This window comes from Streptomyces sp. NBC_00016 (genome assembly GCF_045040885.1).
Lineage (GTDB): Bacteria > Actinomycetota > Actinomycetes > Streptomycetales > Streptomycetaceae > Streptomyces > Streptomyces coriariae.
Window position 1 is genome coordinate 433,366 of the sequence record NZ_CP108304.1, and the last position, 21,295, is coordinate 454,660.

The following is a 21,295-nucleotide window of genomic DNA, read 5'->3' on the forward strand; positions in this document are numbered from 1 at the left end:
CGTCCGCCGACAGCGAGTTCGGCCACCAGCATCGTCGACGCCGTCACCGGCCCGCTCAGCACACCGTCGCCTCCCCGTGCCCGCCACGGTTCCTCCTGATCCACCGACCCGGCGAACCTATGGGAACACCGCACCAGCCGGTCAAGCGGCAGCTCTGCCGGCCGCCGCCTTCGCGGACCAGTCATCTGCGCCAGAAGAGGTGGTGCGTCACACCGCTCGTGCTGGGCACGACCTCCATGTGGAACCGGTCCAGCAACTGGTCGGGCGAGTCCCACAGGCGTAGCCCGGATCCGAGTTCCACCGGTGCGACGGCCACATGGAGGGTGTCGACAAGGTCGGCGTCGAGGAACTCCCGGATGGTGCTCACGCCACCGCCGAGCCGGACGTCCATGCCCTGCGCCGCATCTTGCGCCTGCGCGAGGACGGTGGCGGGGTCGCCGTCCACGAAATGGAACGTGGTGTCGCCGAGCGTGAAGGATGGACGCTTGTGGTGGGTCAGGACGAACACCGGCGTGTGGAAGGGCGGCTCGTCACCCCACCAGCCGCGCCATTCGTGGTCGTGCCACGGGCCGCGCTGGGGTCCGAACTTGTTGCGGCCCATGATCTCGGCGCCGATATTGTGGCTGAAGTCCCGGGTGAAGTAGTCGTCCAGGCCCCGGCTTCCTCCGGGCTCGGCGCGGTTGGGCCAGCTCGCCGTGGCGCCGGCCCAGGCGAAGAGCTTTCCCGGATCGATGTGGTGGCCGAAAGGCCGCTCCAGGCTCTGGTCCTCGCCGGCGGCGACACCATCGCTGGAGATCGTGAAGTTCTGCACTCGCAGCAGCTGATCCATGAGTTCCCTCATCAGGTCTCCTGTCGCATCCCCATAGGGCGATGCGTCCTCCACCAGGATGTCGAACGGGACGGGGCTGGATCGACAGCGGCACGCTGGCAAAGGATTAGGTCTGCTATGCCCCGAACCATCTGGTCCGGCGCCATCGGCTTCGGCCTGGTCACTTCTCTGAACGCGGTGCCCCGCGGGACTCCTGGGCTCCGGGCATGGGCCATCCCGGCCGGAACACCCGTCAGCATGAGGGAGTCCGGCCGGGGCGGGCAGGACTGTGTTCTGGGTCGTCAGGTGGAAGGACCCTGCGCAAGCAGCTGACCGGCTCGCTCTCCCACATGGCTGTGTCGCTCGCATTCGCGACGCAGATGGTCGGCTGTGTTGCATTCCGGCAGGACCTCCTCTGATGCAGTCACTCTCTTTCGTGTTGCCGGGGCCGCGCTGTCAGTGGGCACTGAGATCGTGCCTCCGTGAGCGAATTGGTGGAGCATGTGGATGAGCAGGACCGCGTGTTGGGAGTCGTCGAACGAGGCGAGGCGGAGCGTCAGCACTGGCCGCATCGCATTGCGACGACGATCTGCCGTGATCGGGCAGGGCGGATCTTGGTGTTGCGGCGGCCCGAGACGCTGTCCCGCTTCCCTGGCTACTACGACGTGATGGTCGGTGGCGCCGTGGAGGTGGGTGAGTCGTATGAGGAAGCCGCGGCCCGGGAACTGTCCGAAGAGCTGGGCGTTCGTGTGCTCGTGCGCTTCATGTTCAAGTTCCTTTGCCGGGAAGGGATCAGCCCCGTGTGGTTTGGGGTGCATGAGGCTGTCGTGACTGAACCCCTGATCCCGGACCCGGGCGAGATCGCCTGGCAGGGCTGGCTGACAGAGGCCGAATTGTGCGAGGTCGTCGACCAACGGCTCTTCGTTCCGGGAGGACGGGAAGCTTTGCGCCGATATCTGCAGTTCAAGTCCGGGTCGGCATCTGAAGAGGTATCTCCCCGGCGATCTGCCGATGTCAGTGGCGACTGCGATGCCGTCGGCATGATCCCTTGGAACCTGCTGGTCATCGACAAGGCTCTGCGGGCCAGTTGGGCCGCTGACACCTGTTCCCCGGACGACCTCGCCCGCGCCGGCTGGCAGCCCGGCAACCCGGCGTGGGGTCACTGTGACATCACCGCTTTGATAGTGAACGACATCTTCGGTGGCGACCTCATGGTCGGGGAGGTCCATTGCGGCGGGGAACAGCACGGATATCACTGGTGGAATCGGTTGCCCAGCGGTGTGGACCTTGACCTGACGCGCGAACAGTTCCGGGATGGCCAGACCGTCACCGCAGCCCGAGCCGTCAAACGTCCACCTGGGCCTCTTCCTCGGCGCTGGGAGGAGTATCTCCTTCTGCGCGAGCGCGTCATCGAGCACCTCGGTCACCTCCCCGAGCCTGCCTGACCCGGCACCCGCCTCCCGCCGACTGCCAGGACGTCCAGCCAGCCGCCGCCGGCAATCGACGGCGTTCCCGCGCCAGCGGGACACGGGTCGACGATCGGACCGGTGCCCTCCTCCATGCAAAGGCGCAGAACGACCTCAGCACGGTCTCGCAGTGCACCCGCGTCAACGCCGAGTACAGCCGACCCGGCGCGGCGCGACCCGAGACCGGGTTCTGCACGCCTGCCGCAGGCCCGGGGTACCCGGCTCCAAATGCCGGGCCTCCCTTGCCCACCCCACGCCCGGCATCTCGCACGACAATCCGACCTTCCGCCGCTATTACGGATGTGTCGTCCTCGGAGCCGACAGCCGTGCCGCCATGGACGAGATCCTGACGTCCAAACAGGTCGCCGACCTCGTCGCCGACCAGCACACGGTCATGACAGCCGTCCACGCATTCACCGTCGAGCACACCGAGCCCGTCATCGGGACGGGCTGGCCCCCTCCGGTCCGGCCCTGATACGGGCCACCGTGCGAGACGGAGGTGCAAGGTCGAATCGCCGCGCGCCACCGAGGGTTGAACTCCGCCCGCCGGCGGCCCTCACCCCGAGAGTCCGGTCACTCCGCCCACCGCGAAGGTCAGGCCGAGGGTGGTCACGACGGCCGCGGAGACGACCGGAAGCCACTGAACGAGCGGGCTGTCGGCGGAGCGCCGGAAGCGCTCCAGTTTCGTACGGGTGCTCACCGGCACCAGGCCCAGTCCGACGAGGACCCCGGCCAGACCCATGCTGAAGGAGACGATCATGGTCAGGCCGAGGGCCGTGCGGCCCAGACCGATCGCCAGCAGGAGGACGCTCAACGCCTCGGGGCACGGGATGATCCCGCCGGAAACTCCCATGGTGGCGATGGAGCGGAAGGTCGTCGGCATGGTGGGCAGATGGTGATGCGCGGCCGCGTGTTCATCGCCGTGGCTGTGGCCGTGGCTGTGCATGTGGCTGTGGCTGTGGCTGTGGCCGCCTGCCTGACGGTGGCCGGTGCGCTGCCTCCAGCGACGCCGTAGCAGTCGTGTCCCGAGGATCAGCACTACGGTCCCGGTGGCGACTTCCAGCGTCGGCACCAGTACCCCGGCACCACGAAGTGCCCCGCGAACAGCACCGCCGTACCTAGTGCGATCACAGAAGCCGTGTGCGTGAAGGTGATGACCGCTCCGAGGACCACCGCCTGCCTGGAGGTGCTGTCGGCACCGACCAGATAGGTAGCAAGGAGGGCCTTGCCGTGGCCGGGGGTCAAAGCGTGAAGGGCTCCAAGCAGGGCGCAGGTGCCGAGCAGCGCGAGCAGCGCCCAGGGGGGCGACTGGGGCGAGCGAAGGGCGCTGAGCATGGTGCCCCCTCCGGAGTCCGGCACCTCCTGTGCCGATGCCTTGTCCGGACCCGCCGGACCCGCCGGGCTCGGTGACCCGACGAGCCCGGCGAGTGCCATCGTGATGGTGCGTCCCCCGTCCCCGCGTTCGACGCCCGCCGGGCGCACCGGCTGGTGGGCCGAGACCAGCACGTCTTCCTGCACGGTCGTGCGGGCGCCGGGGTCGTATGCGTCGCCACGGCCACCGGCGTGGGCCAGGCCGCTGGAGATGGGCTCCCTCGGCGGCGGGACCGGCAGAGCGCCCTCCGGGATCCCCTCCGGACTGCCAAGCGGACTGCCGTCAGGCGGCACAGGCACGGGCGGCACGGGGGCCATCAACGGCATGGTCAACCTCACGAAGCTTGCCCTGGTGGCGGGATACGTCGCCGTGGAGCCAGGCACGCGCGGCCGCAGCCTCACCAACTCGGACGGCACCCCCTACGGCACCCCCTACGGCACCGCCCCGGCGGTCATCGTGGACCTGAAGGCGGCCGTGCGGTACGTGAAGTTCACCAAGGGCCGCATCCCCGGCAACACCGACCGGATCGTCTCCACGGGCACCAGCGCCGGCGGCGCCGTCTCCGCCCTGCTGGGCGCGTCCGGCGACAGCAAGATCTACGCCAAGTACCTAAAGGAGGCCGGCGCGGCGGACGCCTCCGACTCGATCTTCGCAGCGGGGCCTGGTGCCCGATCACCGTGCGTCCGCCGATCGCCCACGACCGCACCTCGGCCTCGACGAGCCGCTGCTCACCGAGGCCGAGATGTGCGATCCGTACGGCGGGCAGCTCCGGACGGGCATGCCGCACTCCCCCAGCTACGCCGACCTCGGCCGGGCCCGCCTGCAGGAAGGAGGCGTCGATCCCCCGTCTCGCCGCCCACGCGCTCGCGCTCGGGGCCGGCCGCGGGTTCGTGCTCGGGTCGGGCACATCGACGACCTGGCCACCGGCGACCGCATCGGCCGGTCGGGCCGTGAGGCGTGGTGGCGGCTGAAGACGTCCCTGATGCAGCGCCGGCTCGGCGTCGCCGCTAGTGAGTGGTCCAGTTCTGGTTGCTCCAGCCGTTGCAGGCCCACAGCTGCGCCCTTGCCCCGTTGGCCGGGATCTGCGTGAGATCCCCGTCCAGGCACTGGCCGCCCTCGAGGTTGGTCAGCGTGGCCCCGTGCCAGAGCCACGTCTGGTTGCTCCAGCCGTTGCAGGCCCACAGCTGGACCTTGGCCCCGTTGGCGGGAATCTGGGTGAGGTCGCCGTCCAGGCACTGGTTCCCACGGGCGTTCTGGATGGTGTAGTAGCCGACCGGCTGCCCGGCCGCGGGCGCCCACAGCCAGGTCTGGTTGGACCCGCCGTGACAGCCCCACAGCTGCACCTTGGTCCCGTTGGTGCCGATGGTGTCAGCATCCCCGTCCAGGCACTGGCCGCCTTCGTTGTTGGTCATGGTCAGCCGGAAGATCGCGTTGATCCCCGCCGGGGAGGCGGCGAAGCCCTCTCCTGCGGTCGGGATCTGCGACACCGACGTCACGTCGATCACCCTCGGTGCGGCCGAGCCGGAGCCGGCACTGTCGACGTCGGCAGTGCCGGCGGCCGCGGTGCCGGCCGTCACCAGGCCGAGGGCGGCCGAGGCCCCCAGAGCCGCGAACAAGATCCGCTTGCGCATGCTTTTCCCCCATCACTTCGTGCTGGCATGTTGATGGGAGAGACTCTGCCGGTGCCGCCCCGCCCCGACTTGAGCAACCAGTACTCAACCGCTCCCCGCACCCCCGTCGTAGAGCCGCGGCAGGGCGCCGACCAGCGACGACCGGCAGCGACGGCGCCCGAACACCGGGCACCGGGCACCGGGCACCGGGCACCAGGCACCAGGCACCAGGGAGGGGCTCCGCGGGTTCTACGACGGTTCCACGACGGTTCTACGTGGGACCGTGCACCCGGTCCGGGCCCGCACCGGGGGGCGCGGCCGCGAGGGACTGAGCCAGCTCGCGCCGCGTGGTGACGCCCAGTTTGGTGTAGGCGTGGTGGAGGTGGTTGTCGACCGTGCGCACCGACAGCGCCAGGGCCTGGGCGATGTCCTTGCTGGCGTTGCCGGCCGCGGCGAGCAGCGTGATCTCCCGCTCGCGGGCCGTCAACGCGGCCGTGGCCACCGCTGTGGCCAGCAGCGGAGTGCGCGCGCCCTCGCAGCGGGCCCGCGCGACCGCGGCCCGGCCGACGGCCGCCGAGGCACGGCGGGGATGGTGCGTGCGGCGCCAAGCGGCCGCGGCGGCGGTCGCCGCCTCCGCGGCCAGCAGGTCCGCGCCGGCCGCCTGGCAGGCGTCGGCGGCCCGCAGCAGCCGGCCCGGATCGTCGACGCTCAGCGCCGCCGCCAGCTGCGCCCGGGCGGGCGCCAGTTCCCCGTCACAGCGGTGCGCGAGCTCGGCCAGCCGGCTCGTCGTGTCCTTCGCCCCGCCCAGCCGCGCGACATCGGTCAACAGCAGCATCTCACCGGTGTGATGACCGGTGATCCGCGCCGCACCGGCCCCGGCGGTGAGCACCGCTCGCGCCCGCCCCAGGTGCCCGCGGGCGGCCAGCAGCCACGCTTCCCCCAGACACTCCTCCCCGGCGGACACCAGCCCCGGCGTCCCCGCCGGCAGCGCGCGGTGCTCGGCCAGGGTCACCTGGGCCGCCTCCAGATCTCCCAGCACCGCCGCACACGCCGCGAGGCCCCCGAGCGCCGGACACAGCGCCATGTGGTGGTCGATGGACCGGGCCAGCGCGGCAGCCTCCGCCCACCAGCGGCGGGCGGTGACAGGATGCCCGGCCAGCCACTGCGCACGGCCCAGGAAGACCGCCATCCACACCCGCACCACCGAATCGGCGGCAACCAGTTCGGCATAGGCGCGTTCGCCCTCCCTCAGCGCCTCCGCGGGCCGTCCGGCCTCGCTGAGACTCATGACGAGCGGAACACGCTGGACGGCCGGGTGGGAGACCAGGGCGTGCTCGTCGACCTGCCGGTGGCCGGCGTGTGCCCGCTCCGCCCACATCGCGGCCGCACCGCTGCGCCCCACCAGCGCCAGCGCGAAGGGCTTCATCCAGGCGCCGCGCAGCCAGACGTTGACGTCCGGGGCGTCAGCGACATCGGGCTCCAGATCCTCCAGCAGGGCCAGCCCCTGGACGGGCAGACCGGCCGCGACCCGCATGAACCCCTCGTTGATCCTGAGCTTGCGTCGCTCCCCCGCCCCGTCGGTCTGCGGCAGGGCTGCGTCGCTGACCACGAGAGCCACCGACAGCGGGGCATTGCTCCACAGCAGGTTCGTCGTGCGCACCAGCACCACCGCGAGCCAGTCCTCCTCGCCCGCGACGGCAAGTGCCTGGGCGCGGGCGAGCGCGGCCTCGGCCCGCTCCCAACGGCCCATCTCGAAAAAGGCGTTGCCCAGCATCAACGCGGTGGCGGTGGTGCGGTGCCCCTCGGGCAGCGCCTCGAGCAGAGCAACGGTCTGCGGGTAGTCGTGCACGTGGCGGGCCAGGACGGCGGCCTGCACAAGGAGGGCAGGGTCGGCGGTGCCGGTGGCCGTCAGCCGCCACCCGGCGATCCGCAGCAGATCACCACGGCGGCGCGCCCCGCGCGCCTCCACCCGTGCGGCCTGTTCCGTCAGCAGGACACGGCGGCGCAGCACCGGCAGGGCTGCCCGCAGCACCTCGCCGTAGAGCGGATGAGCCAGCGACACCGCGGAGCGCCGTCGGTCCTGGAGCACCCGGATCAGTCCGGCCTGCTCCAGCGCCGCCAGCACCCGGGGCGGCGCGAGGACTTCGGCGTCGGCCAGCGCCAACGGCTCGCACAGAGCCAGCAGTTCCAGCACCGGGCGCCCGGCCGCGTCGGCGTCGGCCAGCCGGCTGCCGATCACCTCGGCCAGCCGCGCGGTACCCGGCAGCCGGCCCTGCCGCAGATGCCAGATCTCCCCGTCCTCGGCGAGATATCCGCCGCTCAGCGCGCCGAGCACCAGTTCCCGCAGATACAGCACATTGCCGCCGCTGGCAGCCGACAGCTCGTGCAGGCTGCGGCGAGCGAGCGGACCTCCCAGCACCGCGTGCAGCAGCTCCTCGACCTGCTGCGGGCTCAGTACGCTCAGATCGACCCGGCGTACCGCGTCCCCGCCCCACAACGCCGCGACAGCCTTCCCGTACGGCTCGCCGCTGCGGACCGTGCCGACGAGCACGAGCGCGCCGGTGTCCATCAACTGCTGCAGCAGCACTGCGGATGCCGGATCCAGCAGGTGCATGTCGTCGATGAGCAGGACCCACCGCCGCGGCCCAGGCCCGGTCGCCAGCGCCCTGGCCACGGCCGCGAACCCGGCCACCGGATCGGACAGGTCCACCCCCACGGGTAGCAGATGCGCGATCGCCCCCAGCGGCACCGCACTCGCCGCCGCGCTCGCCGTCGCCCGTCCCACCCGCAGGCCCGCTGCCGCGGCCCGCTCCAGGCACTCCTCGGCGAGGCGGGACTTTCCCACCCCGGCCGCCCCGCCCACCACGAACCCCCGGCAGCCCTGGTCCGCCAACGCCGCGGCGAAGGCCTCCAGTTCCGGCCCGCGCCCCACCAACGGCCAACGCCCCACCCGACCTCGCACCCCGGCCCCCCGACTGCTTTCCTCACGACCCCAGAGGACTCCCGCTCCCCTTCCGCTCCTTGCTACGGGTCCAGACCCGGAGCAAGGAGCAGGGCATACGGGAGTGACGGTCACCGGCGCTCCATGAACAGCCCGACGACACGCCAAAAGCGTCACAGAAGAAGATAAATATTCGATAGTCGACCGACCCCGGCATAACCGGCCGAGCCGCTCGGTCGCGGTCCGCGTCGACGCCTGTGGGCTTCACGACCTGCCAGGGATTCGAGAAGGTCACGAGTGAGCCGAAGCATGAGCCGCGACGCAGACGGCCGGTTGATCCGTATCGGCCGCGAGGCATGACGCCGCCTGCTCTACCGCCGCGGGACCTTTTGCCGATGCCGGCCCGACGGCCGGCACTGGTGACTGATCGCAGTCGGCGCAATCGTGCGGTCTTCGACCTGCGGCCGGCCGCGATCATCCGTGAAACAGCTTCTCCGGCCGGTGGTCATTCGATCCCGAGGGGTCCGATGCCCAGATCCTCACGCATGAGGCGGCGCATCTCAGCCATGGCCGTGCGGCGCTGTTGGATGAAGGCCGTGTCCTCTGCGGAGCCGACGGCCACCCCGCGGGCATAGGCGTCGCGCATCCGACGCAGGCTGTGAAACGCCTCGTTCCCGGCCGCGACAACGAGCGGCGGACCCACGAGCCAGAGCTGCTCGCTTGCCGTGTGCAATCGGGTCCCACGGAAGGCTTCGCGCACCGCCGCATCACGCGCTGACTCGGACATGTGATCGCCCAGGGCGACAGCCCGTATCTCTTCCCCCGCGTCTTTGAGGGCGGAGGCGTACGCGGTGTACGCGGTGCGCCGCACTTCCAGAGCGTGTCGTGCTTCCTCGCGCCGCCACCTGTTGCGATCGGCGATCAGGGTGGCGGCGATGCCGATAGCGGCACCTGTCAGCGTGGAGAGCAGAGGCATCCAGTCCATGCGCCGCATGCTGTCTCAACCACCGCTGCGACACCAGCGGCTCTCACTTTCCGGCATGGTGATCACGGGCCTCCTGCCGAGTGACAGGCCGACGGGCCGCACTGGAGGCTGCCGGCGCTCGTGACTTCTGAGCCAGGAAACCACGCAGGGCCTGAACTGCCGCGTTGAAGTGGATAAGCACGCACCTACCAACCCGGCGGACCTATGCGGTCACAGGCATGGTTGTCGGCAGAGCGCGTACAGCTTTCTCCAGGCCGGGCGCGAGGGCGCCCAGGTGGCCTGTGCAGGCGTCGATACGGGCCCGGAGAGTCCTCTGGTCCTGCCGTGACACGACCGAGCGGATGCCACCGGCCGCGGCCAGCGCCAGGAGTGCGCCGTCGGCGGCTGGGATCTCGGTCACGGGGCCGCCCCGGTGGAGTGCCGCGGACACGCGGGCGTGGAGTGCGGCGGGCACGGCGGGGTCCGTCACGGTCGACCGCCGTGTGCCGCAGCGGGTGCGTGGCGTCTTCACGGTGATCAACCCCGCCGCTGCGAGCCGGTCCTCCACCTGGGTCAGGGTCCGCTTGCGGTGGCGGCGCACGAGGTGCTTCCAGTCGTGCCCTGCGGCGGCGACACGCAGCACGCCGTCCAGGACCGGGTCGCCGGTCGGTTGCGCGCCGGCCACGGTGACCGTGCCGCCGTCTTCCCGCAGTCGGCCGCGCAACGCGAGGTCGACCAGGGCGGCCGCACGGACCAGCAGCTCCGTCCGGGAACGGTCGTGGGGGCCTTCGGCCGCGTCGTCGTGGGCGAGCAGATACATGAGGCAGGCCAGGTCGTCGATCACACCTCGACGCTCCGGCCGCATCCGTCCCAGGTGGTCAGCACGAGTACCCGGGCCCGATTGCCGCCCTGCGCGATCTACCGGGTCGCCTCGATGCCGTCCACGACGGGCATGCGTACGTCCATCAGGACCACGTCGGGCGCCGGCTCGCGCGTCAGCCGCACCGCTTCCTGGCCGTCCGACGCCTCACCGACCACTTCGAGATCGTCCCGGGCGTCGATGATCATGCGGAATCCGGTACGGACCAGGAGCTGGTCGTCGGCCACCACCACGCGCAGCGTCATGACGCGCCCTCCACCGGCAGCTGTGCCGTCGCCTCGAAGCCGCCTGCGGGCTGCGGGCTGCGGACCGGCGTGCGGGCTACCGCCCACGAGCTGTGCGCGCTCCTTCATCCCCACCAGACCGCGTCCCGCTCCCGCAGCGGCCGAACCTCCCCGCGGGGTAAGCCCGTTGTCGGCCACCGTGACCTCCACACCCGCCTCTTCGACTTTCACGCGCACGCGCACCTCGTCGGCGCCGGCCGCGTGGCGCAGCGTGTTCGTGAGAGCACCGGCCCGGCCGATCCCCACCACGGCGCCCGGGCCGTACGGGGCGGCAGCTCGCCCCGTGCCTCCCCGGCGAACGCGTCGTCCGGTTGGCTGCTGCTGCGGTCCACTCCCCGACCCCGTCCAGCGGCGCGGTCCGGGCCGTTCAGGTCCCGTCCCTGCCGAGTCACGGAAGCTCCCGACGGCCGTTCGAGCAGATCAGCAGGTGGAACTGCTGGAGATCTTTATTCCGGTGACGCTGTAGGCGTTCGCCAACACGGTCTCGTAGTTCGGCGGCAGGCAGATCGAGTTCCCGTCCTGGAGTCGTAGATAGGCCACGTCGTCGTTCCGGGTGTTCACGACGTGGTAGTGCGGGCGGGACCTGACCGTCTGGTAGGAACTGGTGACATCGCGGTACTTCGTGATCGGTGTGCCCGCGTCGTAGGCGTGCTCGTCCACGTAGAAGCAGACGTAGGGGTACGGGCAGCCGTGGGTGGGAGACTCCGCCTGGGCTGCCGATGCGCCGGTGATGGACATGGCTGCGACGGCCACGCTCACGCCTGCGAAGCTTGCTGCTTTTCGGATGACGGACTTCATCGAGATCTCCAATAATTGGGTGGACCGTCCGGCACGGCGGACCGTTGGTGCATGCGTGTCCGGACGTCGCCCTGACGCGGCTGGTAGGTCCGGCCCTGGCAGGTGCGACACCAAGAGCATCGGCGGCCACAGGAGTCCGGCGCAACGACTGCCGCCCCTTTGGCGACGATGGAACCATCCCAGCCCTTCTGACGTGCGGGTATGTGCGTGCCTGGGATACGGGATCGCGGGCGGGCGGGCTACAGGGAGCGGCGCAAAGGCCTTCCCGGTCCGGCCATTGGTCCTGCCGACCTGCCATCTGCCCGGTTCCGCTGCGGAGTTCGTGGTCGAGGTAGCCCTCGGCCGCGCAAGACCGGCTCCGGCGGGCGCCTCCCGCTGCGTCCGTCGTCCCGAGGGGACCGACGCGCGACCCCAATCGATCTTGCGCAGCCACCCGAGCGGCAGCAAATACTTGGCTAGCCACACGTTTGCTGTTACGTTGGTTATGTGTCCAGCCACCTAAGTGGGTGGTGACACGAGAGGAGTCGTCATGAGAGCCATCCTGTTCGACCGTTTCGGAGGCACGGAAGTGCTGCACGAGGCGGACATCGAGGTTCCGCAGCCCGGCCCCGGGCAGATCCGCGTCCGCGTCGAGGCGGCCGGGCTGAACGCGCTGGACGGGAAGATCCGCTCCGGGGCACTGGAGGCCGTGTTCCCCACGCCGCTCCCCTCCATCCCCGGTCACGAGCTCGCCGGCGTCGTCGACGCCCTGGGCGAGGGCGTGCAGGACGTGCAGGTGGGCGACGAGGTGCTGGGCTGGTCGGACACCGGCTCGTACGCCGAGTACGCGCTGGCCACCACCGTGGCCCTCAAGCCCGCCGGCCTCGACTGGCAGCACGCGGTCGCACTGCCGGTGGCGAGCGAGACGGCCGAGCGGGTCCTGGACCTGCTGGACGTCTCCGCCGGGGAGACCGTGCTGATGCACGGCGCGGCCGGAGCGGTCGGCACCCTGGCGGTCCAGCTCGCCACGGCGCGCGGAGCGCGTGTCATCGGCACCGCCGGCCCCGCCAACCAGGACTACCTCACCTCGCTCGGCGCCACCGCGACCCTCTACGGCGAGGGCTTGGTCGAGCGGGTCCGGGCGCTCGCCCCCGACGGCGTGGACGCGGTGTTCGACCTGGCCGGGAAGGGTGCCCTGGAGGACTCCATCACCCTGCGCGGCGGCACGGAGCGCATCGTCACCATCGCCGACTTCCGCGCGCACCAGCTCGGCATCACCTTCGCCAGCGGTACCCAGGACCGCTCGGCCACCCGCCTGGCCGCCCTGGCGCAAGATGCCGCGACCGGCAAGGTCGTCACCACCGTCACCGCCTACCCGCTCGCCGAGGCCGCCACGGCCCAGCAGGTCAGCGACGCGGGGCACGTCCGGGGCAAGCTCGTCCTCACCCTCGGCTGATCACGCCCGCCACGGCACCCACCACACCCGTCGCCATCCGATGACCACCTGGCCATCGCCGTACCGAAGGACCTCGCATGCTGAATTCCCTGTGGACACCGACCACCGTCGGTGCCATCTCCCTGCCGCACCGCCTGGTCATGGCCCCCATGACCCGTGACCGCTCCACACCTGAAGGCGTACCGACCGAGCTGAACGCCGAGTACTACGCCCAGAGGGCCTCGCACGCGCTCATCATCACCGAGGGAACCCAGCCCTCCACCGACGGCCAGGGCTACCTCCTCACCCCCGGCATCCACAATGACGAGCAGATCGCCGGGTGGCGCAAGGTCACCGACGCCGTGCACGAGGCCGACGGCCGGATCGTCATCCAGCTGATGCACACCGGACGCATCGCCCACCCCGACAACACCCCCCACGGACGCCTGCCGGTGGCCCCTTCGGCGATCCGGCCGCAGGGCGCGATGTTCACCGCGTCCGGGCCCCAGGAGATGCCGGTGCCCCGTGCTCTGTCGACGCAGGAGGTCGCGGCGACCGTCGACGACTTCCGCCGCGCCGCAGCGGCTGCCGTCGCGGCAGGCGCCGACGGCGTGGAGATCCACGGCGCCAACGGCTACCTGGTGCACCAGTTCCTGTCCGACAACACCAACCAGCGCACCGACCGCTACGGCGGTTCCCTCGACAACCGCATCCGCTTCGCCGTCGAGGTCGCCGCTGCCGTGGCCGACGAGATCGGCGCCGACCGCACCGGCCTGCGCATCTCCCCCGGTAACCCCTACAACGACATCGCCGAGTCCGACACCGCCGAGCTGTATCCGTCTCTCCTGCGCGCGCTCAGCCCGCTCGGCCTCGCCTACCTCCACGTGATGCACGCGGGCGACGAGGAGCTGCTGGGCACCCTGCGCACACTGTGGCCGACCACGCTGATCCTCAACCGGGCCGGGACCGACCTGCCCACCCGCGCCAAGGACATCGACCACGGCACGGCCGACCTCGTCTCCGTGGGAGCCCTCGCGCTCGCCAACCCGGACCTGGTGGAGCGGCTACGCTCGGACGCGCCGCTGAACACCCCCGACCCGGCGACCTTCTACGGCGGCGGAGTGGCCGGCTACACCGACTACCCCACCCACACCGTCTGAGGAACCGAACTTATGCCCGCGCCCGCCCCGACACCCCGCAACCCCTCTACGGCCAGCGAGGGACCGATGAGCTACGCGATCTTCCAGCTCGCGCGCGCTCACCGCGCCCGCGCCGGCGCCATGCTCCGCGAGATGGACCTGCATCCCGGACAGGAACTGCTCCTGATGCAGCTCCTCGATCGCGATGGCCAGACGCAGTCCGAGCTGCTCGAAACCGTCGGCCTGGACCACTCCACCGTCTCCAAGTCCCTACGCCGCATGCAAGACGCCGGCCTGCTCGTCCGCGAGCCGGCCGAACACGACCGGCGCGTCATGGTGGTCCACCTCACCGACAAGGGCCGTGCCATGCGCGAGCCCCTGGCAGCCATGTGGCGGGCCCTGGAGGAGACCTCCGCGCGAAACCTGTCGGAGGAGCAGGCAGAGTCCTTCGTCCGCACCGCCTACGCCATCGCCGACGCGATCAACAGCCGCGCGCTTCCGCAGGAGGAGTCCGAGTAACTCCCCTCGGCCTGCACCCCGGTTCCCGCCGGGAATGCGCATCGTTGCCGGCGATCCGACGGCGTGGACAGTGCCGCAGCACGCTCGGGTCGCCGGGTGGAGTGGGGGTGTGGCTACCGTGGGTGCACGGTGTAGGTCAGGTGCGTCACTCTCGACGACGGCTCCGAACGGACCGGCTCCAGCGCGATCCTGGACGCGTCGACGCCGTCGAACAGGCGGGTGCCGGCGCCGAAGAGCACCGGTGACAGCGTGATCGAGAACTCGTCGACCAGGCCGGCGTTCAGGTGCTCCAGGATCGTCGCGCCGCCGCCGGCGATGCGGACGTCGCGGTCGCCGGCGGCCGCGCGGGCCTGGTCGACGGCGTGCTCGATGCCGTCGTTGACGAAGTGGAACGTGGTGCCGCCGGGCCGCTCCCACGGGTCACGCTCGGTGTGCGTCACGACGAAGACCGGCGTGTGGAAGGGCGCCTCCTGCGGCCATGCCTGCTCGCCGAGGTCGAACATGCGCTTGCCCATGACGCTCGCGCCGGTGCGCTCGAACGTCTCCCGAGCCACGTCGTTGTCGCGGCCCTCCTCGCCGCCCTCGCCCAACTGCAGGTTCTCCCGGAAGAACCGCAGCGGGAACACCCACTGCTGCAGCTCCGTCCACTGCGCCGTCCACTGCGCCGTCCACTGCGCCGTCCAGCGCCGAACGTCCGGGTCGTCCTGCTTGTCGGGCGCGAAGAGTTCACCTTCGACGGGCCCGGACTCGGCACCGCTGGTGGACTGCGGCTCGGCCTGCGGAGATCGCCGAGGAGTTCCATGGGCTACTGCGTGATCCGGAAGTGCGCGCGATCATCGCGCATGACGGCGGTCGGGCGGCGCTCGGTTACCTCGACCTGATCGACGTCGAGGCGATCACTGCCGACCCCAAGCCGATCCTCGGCTGCAGCGACATCTCGCTGCTGCCTCTGGTGCTCTACGGGCGCACCGGTCTGGTCGGCTTCCATACCGACTTGGCCACCCCTGGACTCGGCGGACACTGGCAGGCTGCGTCCTCGGCACGCCGAGCGGTGCTTGAGAAGCTCTGCTCAAGGCTGCTGACCAGCGACGAGGCGATCGGCCCGCTGCCGGCCACCCCGTCGTGGGAATGCTGGCGTGCCGGTCGCGCCGAAGGCCGGCTGATCGGAGGGGTGATCAACCGCATCGTGCTGGCGCAGGCGACGCCCTTCGCGCTGCCCCTCGAATGGTTCGACGGCGCCGCTGCCTCCAGCACCTCGCTCTGTTCTTCCAATTCCCCGCACATTTCGGCAGGTTGCTGCTCCGGAAGCATGACCCAGGCCCTACCGCCCTCGGGTCTGCTCCAGGTTCGACCGGTGGGGGCCGAAGAGCCGCTGACCGGCCGTCCGCAGGGTGAGTCAGCCAGGATTCTGCATCAAGGTGCCCCTACGCAACTATCCAGTGGTTTGTTGGTCTGAGGTACGGGACGGGTAGTCGGCGGACGCCCAGGACCGTCGGCCAGGGAGAGCTTGCACGCCGGGGGGAACACGATGGCTTGGTTCTGCAAGGAAGAGAAGAGCGAGGCAGAGGACGCCTGGGACGACTACGTCCGGGCGAGCAACACGTACAGCAAGGCCCGGCGGGTGCTGTTCGAGACCGACCCACTGCCGGCGGTACGGAAGGCGCTGAACGGCGGAGGCGACCTGTTCGCCGCGCTGCATCTGCTCAAGGACGTGGGCTGGGACCGCCCGGAGTTGGTACAGGCCGTCGTGCCCGAGCTCTACGCCTGCTCCCTGAGCCTGGGCCCGCCCGGCATCTTCGCCCGGCTCGTGCTGCGCCGGCTGAGCGGCTCCGGACAGGCGTACGCCGAGGCCCTGCACGCCGGACTGGCGCCGCTGACGGCCGCGACGCTGCGCGAGGAGGTGACTGACGTCTTCGCCATGCAGGCCCTGGCGATGCTGCTGGACGACGTCGGTGCGCTCGGCCTGCTGGGACAGTGGCGTGAGGCGGCCCGCGCATCCCCGGACGTGGACGTGCAGGAACTCGCCGAGGACTACGGGGAGGACGAGCACCCCGAGCCTCCAGCGCCCCCCGTCGCGCCTCTGTGAGGAGCCGGATGGTGGGGCGTACGCCCACTTGGCCGACGCCGTGCGAGTCCCGGCGTTGTGGGTGCGCCGGCGCGGGGTCTGCACGCCCCCGCCGGCTTCCGGGACGCGCCGCCGGCACGCACTCCCCACTCCCCAACGGCCCCTCGACAGCGACGGGTTCGCCCTTCGAGCCGACTCCGCCGAGAGCGCCCACGGCCGGGAACCGGTACGGCCGCCGTCGCCTCTTAGGGGCCGGAGCGGGCTGAGCGTCTTCAGCCGTCCCGGAACTTCGATCAAGCGACTACTGAACCCGCACCCGAGCCCCGCGCCGGCCGGGCCGAACCCCACAGCTCGTGAATACCGTCCGGACGGGGACGGTGGGCGCGATGATTTCGAGGAGGAGAAGGAGACCATGAGCGGCGTACTGGTTCACCTGCCGTCGGACGGGAGGGCGGAGATCACGCCCGCGTCGGAGCCGGTGAGCCTTCGGCTCGGTCCGGGGGACGTGGCCCGCTTCGGGCGCGGCTCCGCGTCCGTCCCCGTCGATCTGCGGATGGCGAATCCAGCGGTATCCCGGCTCGCCGGAGAGATCCGGGTGACGGAGGACCACTGGCAGTTGAGCAACCTCAGTACGCACCAGACCTACCTGGTGGAGAACCCTGAAGGGGCGGGGGAATATTTCAGGGTCCCGCCCCGCAGGGCCGGAGCCCCCGTGCCCTTCGAGTTCGCACGTGTCGTCCTGCCCACGCGGGGTTCCGCCGTGAGTTTCCAGGTGTTCGCACCCGACCACGTGTACCTCGGCGCGAGTGGCATGGCGGGTTCGACGGGCACCGGGACGCTCGCCGGCTTCTCCCTGGACGAGACCTCCACCTACTTCCTCGTTCTGGTCGCGCTGTGCGAGCCACGGCTGCGTGACGAGTCCACGGTGGCGGTGGCGACCACGCCCCAGATCGTGGAGCGGCTGCGGAACCAGCCGGGCTGCGAGCGGCTGACCAATCGGGCGGTCAGCTCCCACATCGACTATCTGGCGGACGAAAAGCTGCGGATCGCCGCCCCGGCGACGACCGGACCGGGTCAGGGCGTGCGACGCAACGGAAAGCGGGAGGCGGTGGCGGGACTCGCCCTGCGTTTTGGGCTCGTGCGCGAGGAGCATGTGGGGCTCCTGCCGCCGAGGAGATCGTCGCACCACCGGACGGGGGTGGCGGGAGGGTGAACAGCGGATCCGTGGAGGTGGTTCCACGCGGCTACCGGGTCGGTGAGTGGGAGGTCACCGGCCTGATCGGGGCTGGTGGATGGGGGACGGTGTACGCGGCCAGGCGCGCCGACGATCCGGACGGCGACGGTGACGGCGCCAAGGGCGGTGACAGCGGGCTCGGCGGTAACAGCGGGCTCGGTGGCGACGGCGGGCTCGGTGGCGACGGCAACGAGGACGGGTCGGCCGCGCACGGGGAGTCGGCCCCGTCGGAGGTCGCCCTCAAGTTTCTGCCCACGGCGGGGCTCGCGCCGCGGCAGGCGCGCGGGCTGGTGGAGACCGCCCGGCGTGAAACCGAGCTCAGCCGGCGCACCCGGCATCCCCGGCTGATCAGGCTGTTCGACTCCATCACGCTCGGCGAGTCCGCCGGTTCGGCCTTCGACGGGGCCGTGGTGCTCGTCATGGAGCGGGCCGAGCAAAGCCTGCGCGAACGGCTGGAGGCTTCGTCTCCCTCCGGTCGGGGCGGCCCCTCGTCGTCCGCTGCGCAATCCACCACCCCGTCCGGCGAAGTGCCGCTGTCGGCGCGAGAGGGGGCGCGGCTGCTCACCGAGGTCTGCGAAGGGCTGGCTCACCTGCACGGACTGGGCTGGGTGCACGGGGACCTGAAGCCCGACAACGTCCTGATCATGGCGGACGGATCGGCACGGCTGGCGGATTTCGGCCTCTCGGTGGAGCTGACCGGCACCCACGCCTACATCCCGCCCCTGGGCACCCCTGACTACCTGCCGCCGGAACGCTGGCAGGCGTCGCTGGGCGAACGGGGCGTACAGGTGCGGCAGAGCACCGACATCTGGGCACTGGGCGTGATGATCCACCAGGTCTTCACCGGAGGCGCCTCGCCGTTCCCCGGGGCCACCCCTGCGGCCCGCGGAGCCGCCGCCCAGGAGTACGCCGACGGACGCGCGCCGCTGCGCATGGACCTCCGCGTGCCGCCCTTCTGGCGCGATCTGGCGGCCGACTGCCTCAGTCCGGCACACACCGACCGTGCCGCGCACACCGTCGAGAGCCTGCTGGGCCGTATCCGGGCCGAGCAGGAGCTTTCCACAGCGCCTCCAGGGGCCCGGAACCGGCGCACGATCCTGGCCGCCGCCGCGCTGATCGTGGCGGCGGGCGGCATGGGCTCCGTCGGGTTGCTCCAGTACGACGACGAAGAGCGGTCAACCGGCAGAGGCTCCGGGTCCGGGCGAGGCAGTGCGACGCCGAGCATCGTGCCGAACGCGCGCATCAAGGTGTACAACGCCGAGCGGTCATGTCACCGGCCCGGCGAGCGGGACAACCTGTGCAGTCTCGGCCTCGCGATCGACCCCCTGCTGCCGTACGACATCGACAACGTCGTGCTGACCAGGGTGTGGGACGGTGACGTCCTGACCGCCGACTGCCAGCTCCACCAAGGGATGCCGGTCGCCGACGAGGCGGGCACCCGCTCCGTGCGGTGGTACAGGGTGCGTCTCACGGCGGAGAAGGGCCGGACGACGGCCTGGCTGCCGGCGGTGCGGACGAAGGATCGTCCGGCACTGGCGGAGTGCCCGGCCCGGCCCTCTCCGGGCTGACGTCGGTCAGCACAGCCTGATGTCGCGCCCCTCGTTGTCCTTCGCCTCGTCATTGCCCCAGCGTTGGAGGTAGTACGCGGAGATGTACGCGCGGCCCGAGCCGCCCGGCACCACCTGGTCGAGGTCGGTGAGCAGCCACCAGTGGTTGTACGAGTTCCCCACGCGCACCTCGTCGCCCGACTTCTTGCACAGGACGTAGTTGGTGCCCTTGAACAGCTTGCCCTGCACCGCGCAACGGGGGCTGGTGTCGCCGACGCAGTCGACCGCCGCGTAGCCGGGGGCGTCGGCGAAGGTGTCCACCCAGAACCGCTCCGGAGCGGGGGTGCCGCCGCAGGCGTTGGTGCTGGTGACTCGGGGGAACGGCCCGGAGGGGGAGAGCCGGTACTCGGTGCCCTGGAGCACCGGGTGCACCATCTCCTCCGTCTCGCCGTCGTTGTCGCCGTCGGTGTCGTACAGCTGCTCGTAGTGCAGGTGCGCCGAGGTGGTCCCGACCAGACCGAGCCTGCCGAGCGGCGCGCCCGAGGAAACCTGCTGCCCCAGACGCACGTCGATGCGGTCCATGTGCAGGTACACCGAGAACCAGCCGCCGCCGTGATTGATCTCCAGGCCTCCGGGTTCGAAGAACTCGGTGACCGTGCCGGCGGCCGAGGCGACGACCGAAGCGCCGAGGGTCTGCCCCCCGACGCGGTACATGTCGAGTTTCTTGTCGTCGGGAGCGTGGCCCTGGTAGGTCTGCAACTGCCAGGTCTCGCCGCAGGCGAAGGGCAGCCGGAAGTCGGGCCGGGCGCCTGCGGCCACCTGCGTGGGCGTGGCGGCCGCCGGGGCCGCCCCGGAAGCCGCCCCGGAAGCCGCCCACAACCCGAACACCGCGAGGACGGCCGCGACGACGAGGACGAACGGCCTGGGCAGCGGCGACCCGAAGGCGCGTCTGCTGCGGGAAGTGCGCATGGAATCCCTCCTTGCCCGCCCGGCTCGGTGCCGGGCGGTCGTTTCGTACGGTCGCGTCGCCCTTGAGGTGGATGCCGCTGCCGCAGCCGACTCCACCCGCGTTCAAAGGCAGTTAGATCCACTTGTCGTTCGGGCATCCCTCGGCCGTGACCGCCTGACCGGTCGTCCAACAGCTCGCCGGACAGCGCCCCCTCTCTCCTCGCGCCACTCGGTCCAGTTGTCGGGTTGGTCACTGCCGCGCAGTTCGCCCGACAGACCTGAATCTGGCGGGACTTCGGCCTCCGTCTGCACGATGAAGGTGCTCAGCACGCGCCCGAGGCTTCTGGCCGGGCATGGTCGACTCCGTTGCTGATGAGCCGATAAGACGGCGCATCAGGTCACTGCGGTCGAGGTCGGCCCCACCGGGGCGTGCGTCCCGGTGGGGCCGACGGCCGCCGTGTCAGCAGCGCCGCAGGCCGTACCTGCTCGGGTCGGCGTCGAACCAGCTGGGAGTGAACACCCAGTCGGCCGGCACATAGCCCTCCCGCCCGTCGCTGCTCCAGTCGGGCACGGTGCGGTACCAGGTCGTGTTGCCGCCGCCGTGCAGTCCGCCCGGCGACCAGCAGGTGAAGTAGCTGAACGTCGACTGCAGCAGACCGGTGATGGGACTTTCGTGGAACGGTTCCGCCCGGGTCGGCGCCGATCCACTGTTCCCGCACCACAGCCGACCGTCGTGAGCGCGCACGCCGCACTCGGCCGCCGCTGCTGCGGCTGGTGCCGCTGGTGCCGCTGGTGCCGACGTCGCGGCCTGAGCCGAGGGAGCGGCCAGGATTCCGGCCATCGCGGCGGCCACCGTGACGGATGCCGCGGTCGCCTTGACGTGTTTCACGATCATAATTTCTCCTTCGTCGTCTACGGGCGCCTTCCGGGGCAGGGCTGTGGCCGGACAGGTTCCGGCCGCGTTCGCGCGCCATGAGATCGCCGTCACCGGGTCCTCGCCACCGTGGCCGGGACCGGTGCCTGGAAGGTATCCGTGGCACCACAGGGAGCGGCATCCGGAAGATTCCGGAGTGACACACCGCCGGTGACAGGCCGTCAGCCTCGCCCCGGCGTGGCGGCGAGCTGTCGCCGCACCTCCACGGCGGGTGTCGGCGACGGCTGAAAAGTGGACCAGGGGCGGCGCTTGAAAGTTGACCCCCTCCAGGTGGCCTCGCCACCCCCGCGACCCGCGTCAGCAGGGGGGATGACGACCGTCATGCCAGTCCCCCTGCAGGCCTGGGCCGACCTCTCGATCTCCCAGTCGTGG

The 21,295-nt window shown here is 70.9% G+C and carries 21 protein-coding genes and 2 pseudogenes; 11 read left to right on the forward strand and 12 right to left on the reverse strand.

The genetic code is table 11. The features are described 5' to 3' along the window. Nucleotides 1-181: 181 nt before the first annotated feature. A complete protein-coding gene (locus OG933_RS02085; protein ID WP_362536071.1) occupies nt 182-829 on the reverse strand; it encodes a dihydrofolate reductase family protein in 648 nt (215 codons plus the stop codon). A 596-nt stretch (nt 830-1,425) separates the two neighbouring features. On the opposite strand from OG933_RS02085, the pseudogene OG933_RS02090 reads away from it, so the two are divergent. The 3 genes and pseudogenes from OG933_RS02090 to OG933_RS02100 form a co-directional block, all read left to right on the forward strand. Then, nucleotides 1,426-1,659 (forward strand): annotated as a pseudogene (locus OG933_RS02090) (NUDIX domain-containing protein); the annotation flags it as partial. 189 nt (nt 1,660-1,848) lie between these two features. Then, the gene (locus OG933_RS02095) at nt 1,849-2,253 is read left to right on the forward strand and encodes a hypothetical protein (protein ID WP_405633202.1); all 405 of its coding nucleotides are present in this window, start codon (nt 1,849-1,851) and stop codon (nt 2,251-2,253) included. 355 nt (nt 2,254-2,608) lie between these two features. After that, the gene (locus OG933_RS02100; RefSeq protein ID WP_405624978.1) at nt 2,609-2,749 is read left to right on the forward strand and encodes a hypothetical protein; all 141 of its coding nucleotides are present in this window, start codon (nt 2,609-2,611) and stop codon (nt 2,747-2,749) included. Nucleotides 2,750-2,830: 81 nt separating this feature from the next. Here OG933_RS02100 and OG933_RS02105 read toward each other — a convergent pair whose 3' ends face one another. Both OG933_RS02105 and OG933_RS02110 read right to left on the reverse strand, forming a co-directional pair. Beyond that, complete coding sequence (locus OG933_RS02105; RefSeq protein WP_405624979.1) at nt 2,831-3,220, reverse strand: hypothetical protein; 390 nt, start codon at nt 3,218-3,220, stop codon at nt 2,831-2,833. Nucleotides 3,221-3,312: 92 nt separating this feature from the next. After that, nucleotides 3,313-3,945: a hypothetical protein gene (locus OG933_RS02110; protein WP_405624980.1), complete on the reverse strand. Its 633-nt coding sequence runs from the start codon at nt 3,943-3,945 to the stop codon at nt 3,313-3,315. A gap of 25 nt (nt 3,946-3,970) precedes the next feature. Here OG933_RS02110 and OG933_RS02115 point away from each other — a divergent pair, with 25 nt between their 5' ends. Next, nucleotides 3,971-4,600, forward strand: coding sequence for a hypothetical protein (locus tag OG933_RS02115; protein ID WP_405624981.1), 630 nt, complete (start codon nt 3,971-3,973; stop codon nt 4,598-4,600). Nucleotides 4,601-4,653: 53 nt separating this feature from the next. Here the strand turns inward: OG933_RS02115 and OG933_RS02120 are convergent, their stop codons facing one another. The 6 genes and pseudogenes from OG933_RS02120 to OG933_RS02145 all read right to left on the reverse strand — a co-directional run bounded on the left by OG933_RS02120 (nt 4,654) and on the right by OG933_RS02145 (nt 11,084). After that, nucleotides 4,654-5,277, reverse strand: coding sequence for an RICIN domain-containing protein (locus OG933_RS02120; RefSeq protein ID WP_405624983.1), 624 nt, complete (start codon nt 5,275-5,277; stop codon nt 4,654-4,656). A 250-nt stretch (nt 5,278-5,527) separates the two neighbouring features. Continuing rightward, the gene (locus OG933_RS02125; RefSeq protein WP_405624984.1) at nt 5,528-8,206 is read right to left on the reverse strand and encodes a LuxR C-terminal-related transcriptional regulator; all 2,679 of its coding nucleotides are present in this window, start codon (nt 8,204-8,206) and stop codon (nt 5,528-5,530) included. A 496-nt stretch (nt 8,207-8,702) separates the two neighbouring features. Next, nucleotides 8,703-9,182: a hypothetical protein gene (locus OG933_RS02130; RefSeq protein ID WP_362536042.1), complete on the reverse strand. Its 480-nt coding sequence runs from the start codon at nt 9,180-9,182 to the stop codon at nt 8,703-8,705. Between the two features lie 202 nt (nt 9,183-9,384). Further along, the gene (locus tag OG933_RS02135; protein WP_405624986.1) at nt 9,385-10,005 is read right to left on the reverse strand and encodes a GPP34 family phosphoprotein; all 621 of its coding nucleotides are present in this window, start codon (nt 10,003-10,005) and stop codon (nt 9,385-9,387) included. Nucleotides 10,006-10,082: 77 nt separating this feature from the next. Further along, nucleotides 10,083-10,286 (reverse strand): annotated as a pseudogene (locus OG933_RS02140) (response regulator transcription factor); the annotation flags it as partial. A gap of 459 nt (nt 10,287-10,745) precedes the next feature. Further along, on the reverse strand, nt 10,746-11,084 hold the full coding sequence (locus OG933_RS02145; RefSeq protein WP_405624988.1) for a hypothetical protein: 339 nt from the start codon (nt 11,082-11,084) through the stop codon (nt 10,746-10,748). Between the two features lie 568 nt (nt 11,085-11,652). Between OG933_RS02145 and OG933_RS02150 the strand changes: the two genes are divergently transcribed. The 3 genes from OG933_RS02150 to OG933_RS02160 all read left to right on the forward strand — a co-directional run bounded on the left by OG933_RS02150 (nt 11,653) and on the right by OG933_RS02160 (nt 14,195). After that, a complete protein-coding gene (locus OG933_RS02150; protein WP_362536038.1) occupies nt 11,653-12,558 on the forward strand; it encodes an NADP-dependent oxidoreductase in 906 nt (301 codons plus the stop codon). 77 nt (nt 12,559-12,635) lie between these two features. Beyond that, a complete protein-coding gene (locus OG933_RS02155) occupies nt 12,636-13,697 on the forward strand; it encodes an alkene reductase (RefSeq protein WP_405624990.1) in 1,062 nt (353 codons plus the stop codon). A gap of 12 nt (nt 13,698-13,709) precedes the next feature. Next, nucleotides 13,710-14,195 carry a MarR family winged helix-turn-helix transcriptional regulator gene (locus OG933_RS02160; protein WP_362536034.1) on the forward strand — a complete coding sequence of 162 codons (486 nt, stop codon included), beginning with the start codon at nt 13,710-13,712 and terminating at the stop codon, nt 14,193-14,195. 113 nt (nt 14,196-14,308) lie between these two features. Here OG933_RS02160 and OG933_RS02165 read toward each other — a convergent pair whose 3' ends face one another. Next, a complete protein-coding gene (locus tag OG933_RS02165; RefSeq protein ID WP_405624992.1) occupies nt 14,309-14,821 on the reverse strand; it encodes a dihydrofolate reductase family protein in 513 nt (170 codons plus the stop codon). Nucleotides 14,822-14,979: 158 nt separating this feature from the next. Here OG933_RS02165 and OG933_RS02170 point away from each other — a divergent pair, with 158 nt between their 5' ends. From OG933_RS02170 to OG933_RS02185, 4 genes are all read left to right on the forward strand, one after another. After that, the gene (locus OG933_RS02170; RefSeq protein WP_405633204.1) at nt 14,980-15,651 is read left to right on the forward strand and encodes an LD-carboxypeptidase; all 672 of its coding nucleotides are present in this window, start codon (nt 14,980-14,982) and stop codon (nt 15,649-15,651) included. A gap of 72 nt (nt 15,652-15,723) precedes the next feature. Further along, a complete protein-coding gene (locus OG933_RS02175; protein WP_362536028.1) occupies nt 15,724-16,281 on the forward strand; it encodes a hypothetical protein in 558 nt (185 codons plus the stop codon). A gap of 391 nt (nt 16,282-16,672) precedes the next feature. Continuing rightward, a complete protein-coding gene (locus OG933_RS02180; RefSeq protein WP_362536026.1) occupies nt 16,673-17,473 on the forward strand; it encodes a serine/threonine protein kinase in 801 nt (266 codons plus the stop codon). After that, nucleotides 17,470-19,062 (forward strand): serine/threonine-protein kinase, encoded by a 1,593-nt coding sequence (locus tag OG933_RS02185; RefSeq protein ID WP_405624995.1) that lies wholly within the window; start codon nt 17,470-17,472, stop codon nt 19,060-19,062. The genes OG933_RS02180 and OG933_RS02185 overlap by 4 nt, the downstream gene beginning before the upstream one ends. A gap of 6 nt (nt 19,063-19,068) precedes the next feature. On the opposite strand, the gene OG933_RS02190 is transcribed toward OG933_RS02185, so the two are convergent. Both OG933_RS02190 and OG933_RS02195 read right to left on the reverse strand, forming a co-directional pair. Beyond that, the gene (locus OG933_RS02190) at nt 19,069-20,010 is read right to left on the reverse strand and encodes a M23 family metallopeptidase (RefSeq protein ID WP_405624997.1); all 942 of its coding nucleotides are present in this window, start codon (nt 20,008-20,010) and stop codon (nt 19,069-19,071) included. Nucleotides 20,011-20,449: 439 nt separating this feature from the next. Beyond that, nucleotides 20,450-20,884, reverse strand: a complete 435-nt coding sequence (locus tag OG933_RS02195) for a hypothetical protein (RefSeq protein WP_405624999.1) — start codon at nt 20,882-20,884, stop codon at nt 20,450-20,452. Nucleotides 20,885-21,295: the final 411 nt, after the last annotated feature.

Excerpts from the sequence above, each read along its gene's own strand:
- OG933_RS02150 (WP_362536038.1), top strand. The coding sequence starts at position 11,653 with ATGAGAGCCATCCTGTTCGACCGTTTCGGAGGCACGGAAGTGCTGCAC.
- OG933_RS02175 (WP_362536028.1), top strand. The coding sequence starts at position 15,724 with ATGGCTTGGTTCTGCAAGGAAGAGAAGAGCGAGGCAGAGGACGCCTGG.
- OG933_RS02190 (WP_405624997.1), bottom strand. The coding sequence starts at position 20,010 with ATGCGCACTTCCCGCAGCAGACGCGCCTTCGGGTCGCCGCTGCCCAGG.
- OG933_RS02195 (WP_405624999.1), bottom strand. The coding sequence starts at position 20,884 with ATGATCGTGAAACACGTCAAGGCGACCGCGGCATCCGTCACGGTGGCC.
- OG933_RS02085 (WP_362536071.1), bottom strand. The coding sequence starts at position 829 with ATGGATCAGCTGCTGCGAGTGCAGAACTTCACGATCTCCAGCGATGGT.
- OG933_RS02130 (WP_362536042.1), bottom strand. The coding sequence starts at position 9,182 with ATGGACTGGATGCCTCTGCTCTCCACGCTGACAGGTGCCGCTATCGGC.
- OG933_RS02100 (WP_405624978.1), top strand. The coding sequence starts at position 2,609 with ATGGACGAGATCCTGACGTCCAAACAGGTCGCCGACCTCGTCGCCGAC.
- OG933_RS02115 (WP_405624981.1), top strand. The coding sequence starts at position 3,971 with ATGGTCAACCTCACGAAGCTTGCCCTGGTGGCGGGATACGTCGCCGTG.
- OG933_RS02180 (WP_362536026.1), top strand. The coding sequence starts at position 16,673 with ATGAGCGGCGTACTGGTTCACCTGCCGTCGGACGGGAGGGCGGAGATC.
- OG933_RS02095 (WP_405633202.1), top strand. The coding sequence starts at position 1,849 with ATGATCCCTTGGAACCTGCTGGTCATCGACAAGGCTCTGCGGGCCAGT.
- OG933_RS02120 (WP_405624983.1), bottom strand. The coding sequence starts at position 5,277 with ATGCGCAAGCGGATCTTGTTCGCGGCTCTGGGGGCCTCGGCCGCCCTC.
- OG933_RS02160 (WP_362536034.1), top strand. The coding sequence starts at position 13,710 with ATGCCCGCGCCCGCCCCGACACCCCGCAACCCCTCTACGGCCAGCGAG.
- OG933_RS02105 (WP_405624979.1), bottom strand. The coding sequence starts at position 3,220 with ATGCACAGCCACGGCCACAGCCACGGCGATGAACACGCGGCCGCGCAT.
- OG933_RS02155 (WP_405624990.1), top strand. The coding sequence starts at position 12,636 with ATGCTGAATTCCCTGTGGACACCGACCACCGTCGGTGCCATCTCCCTG.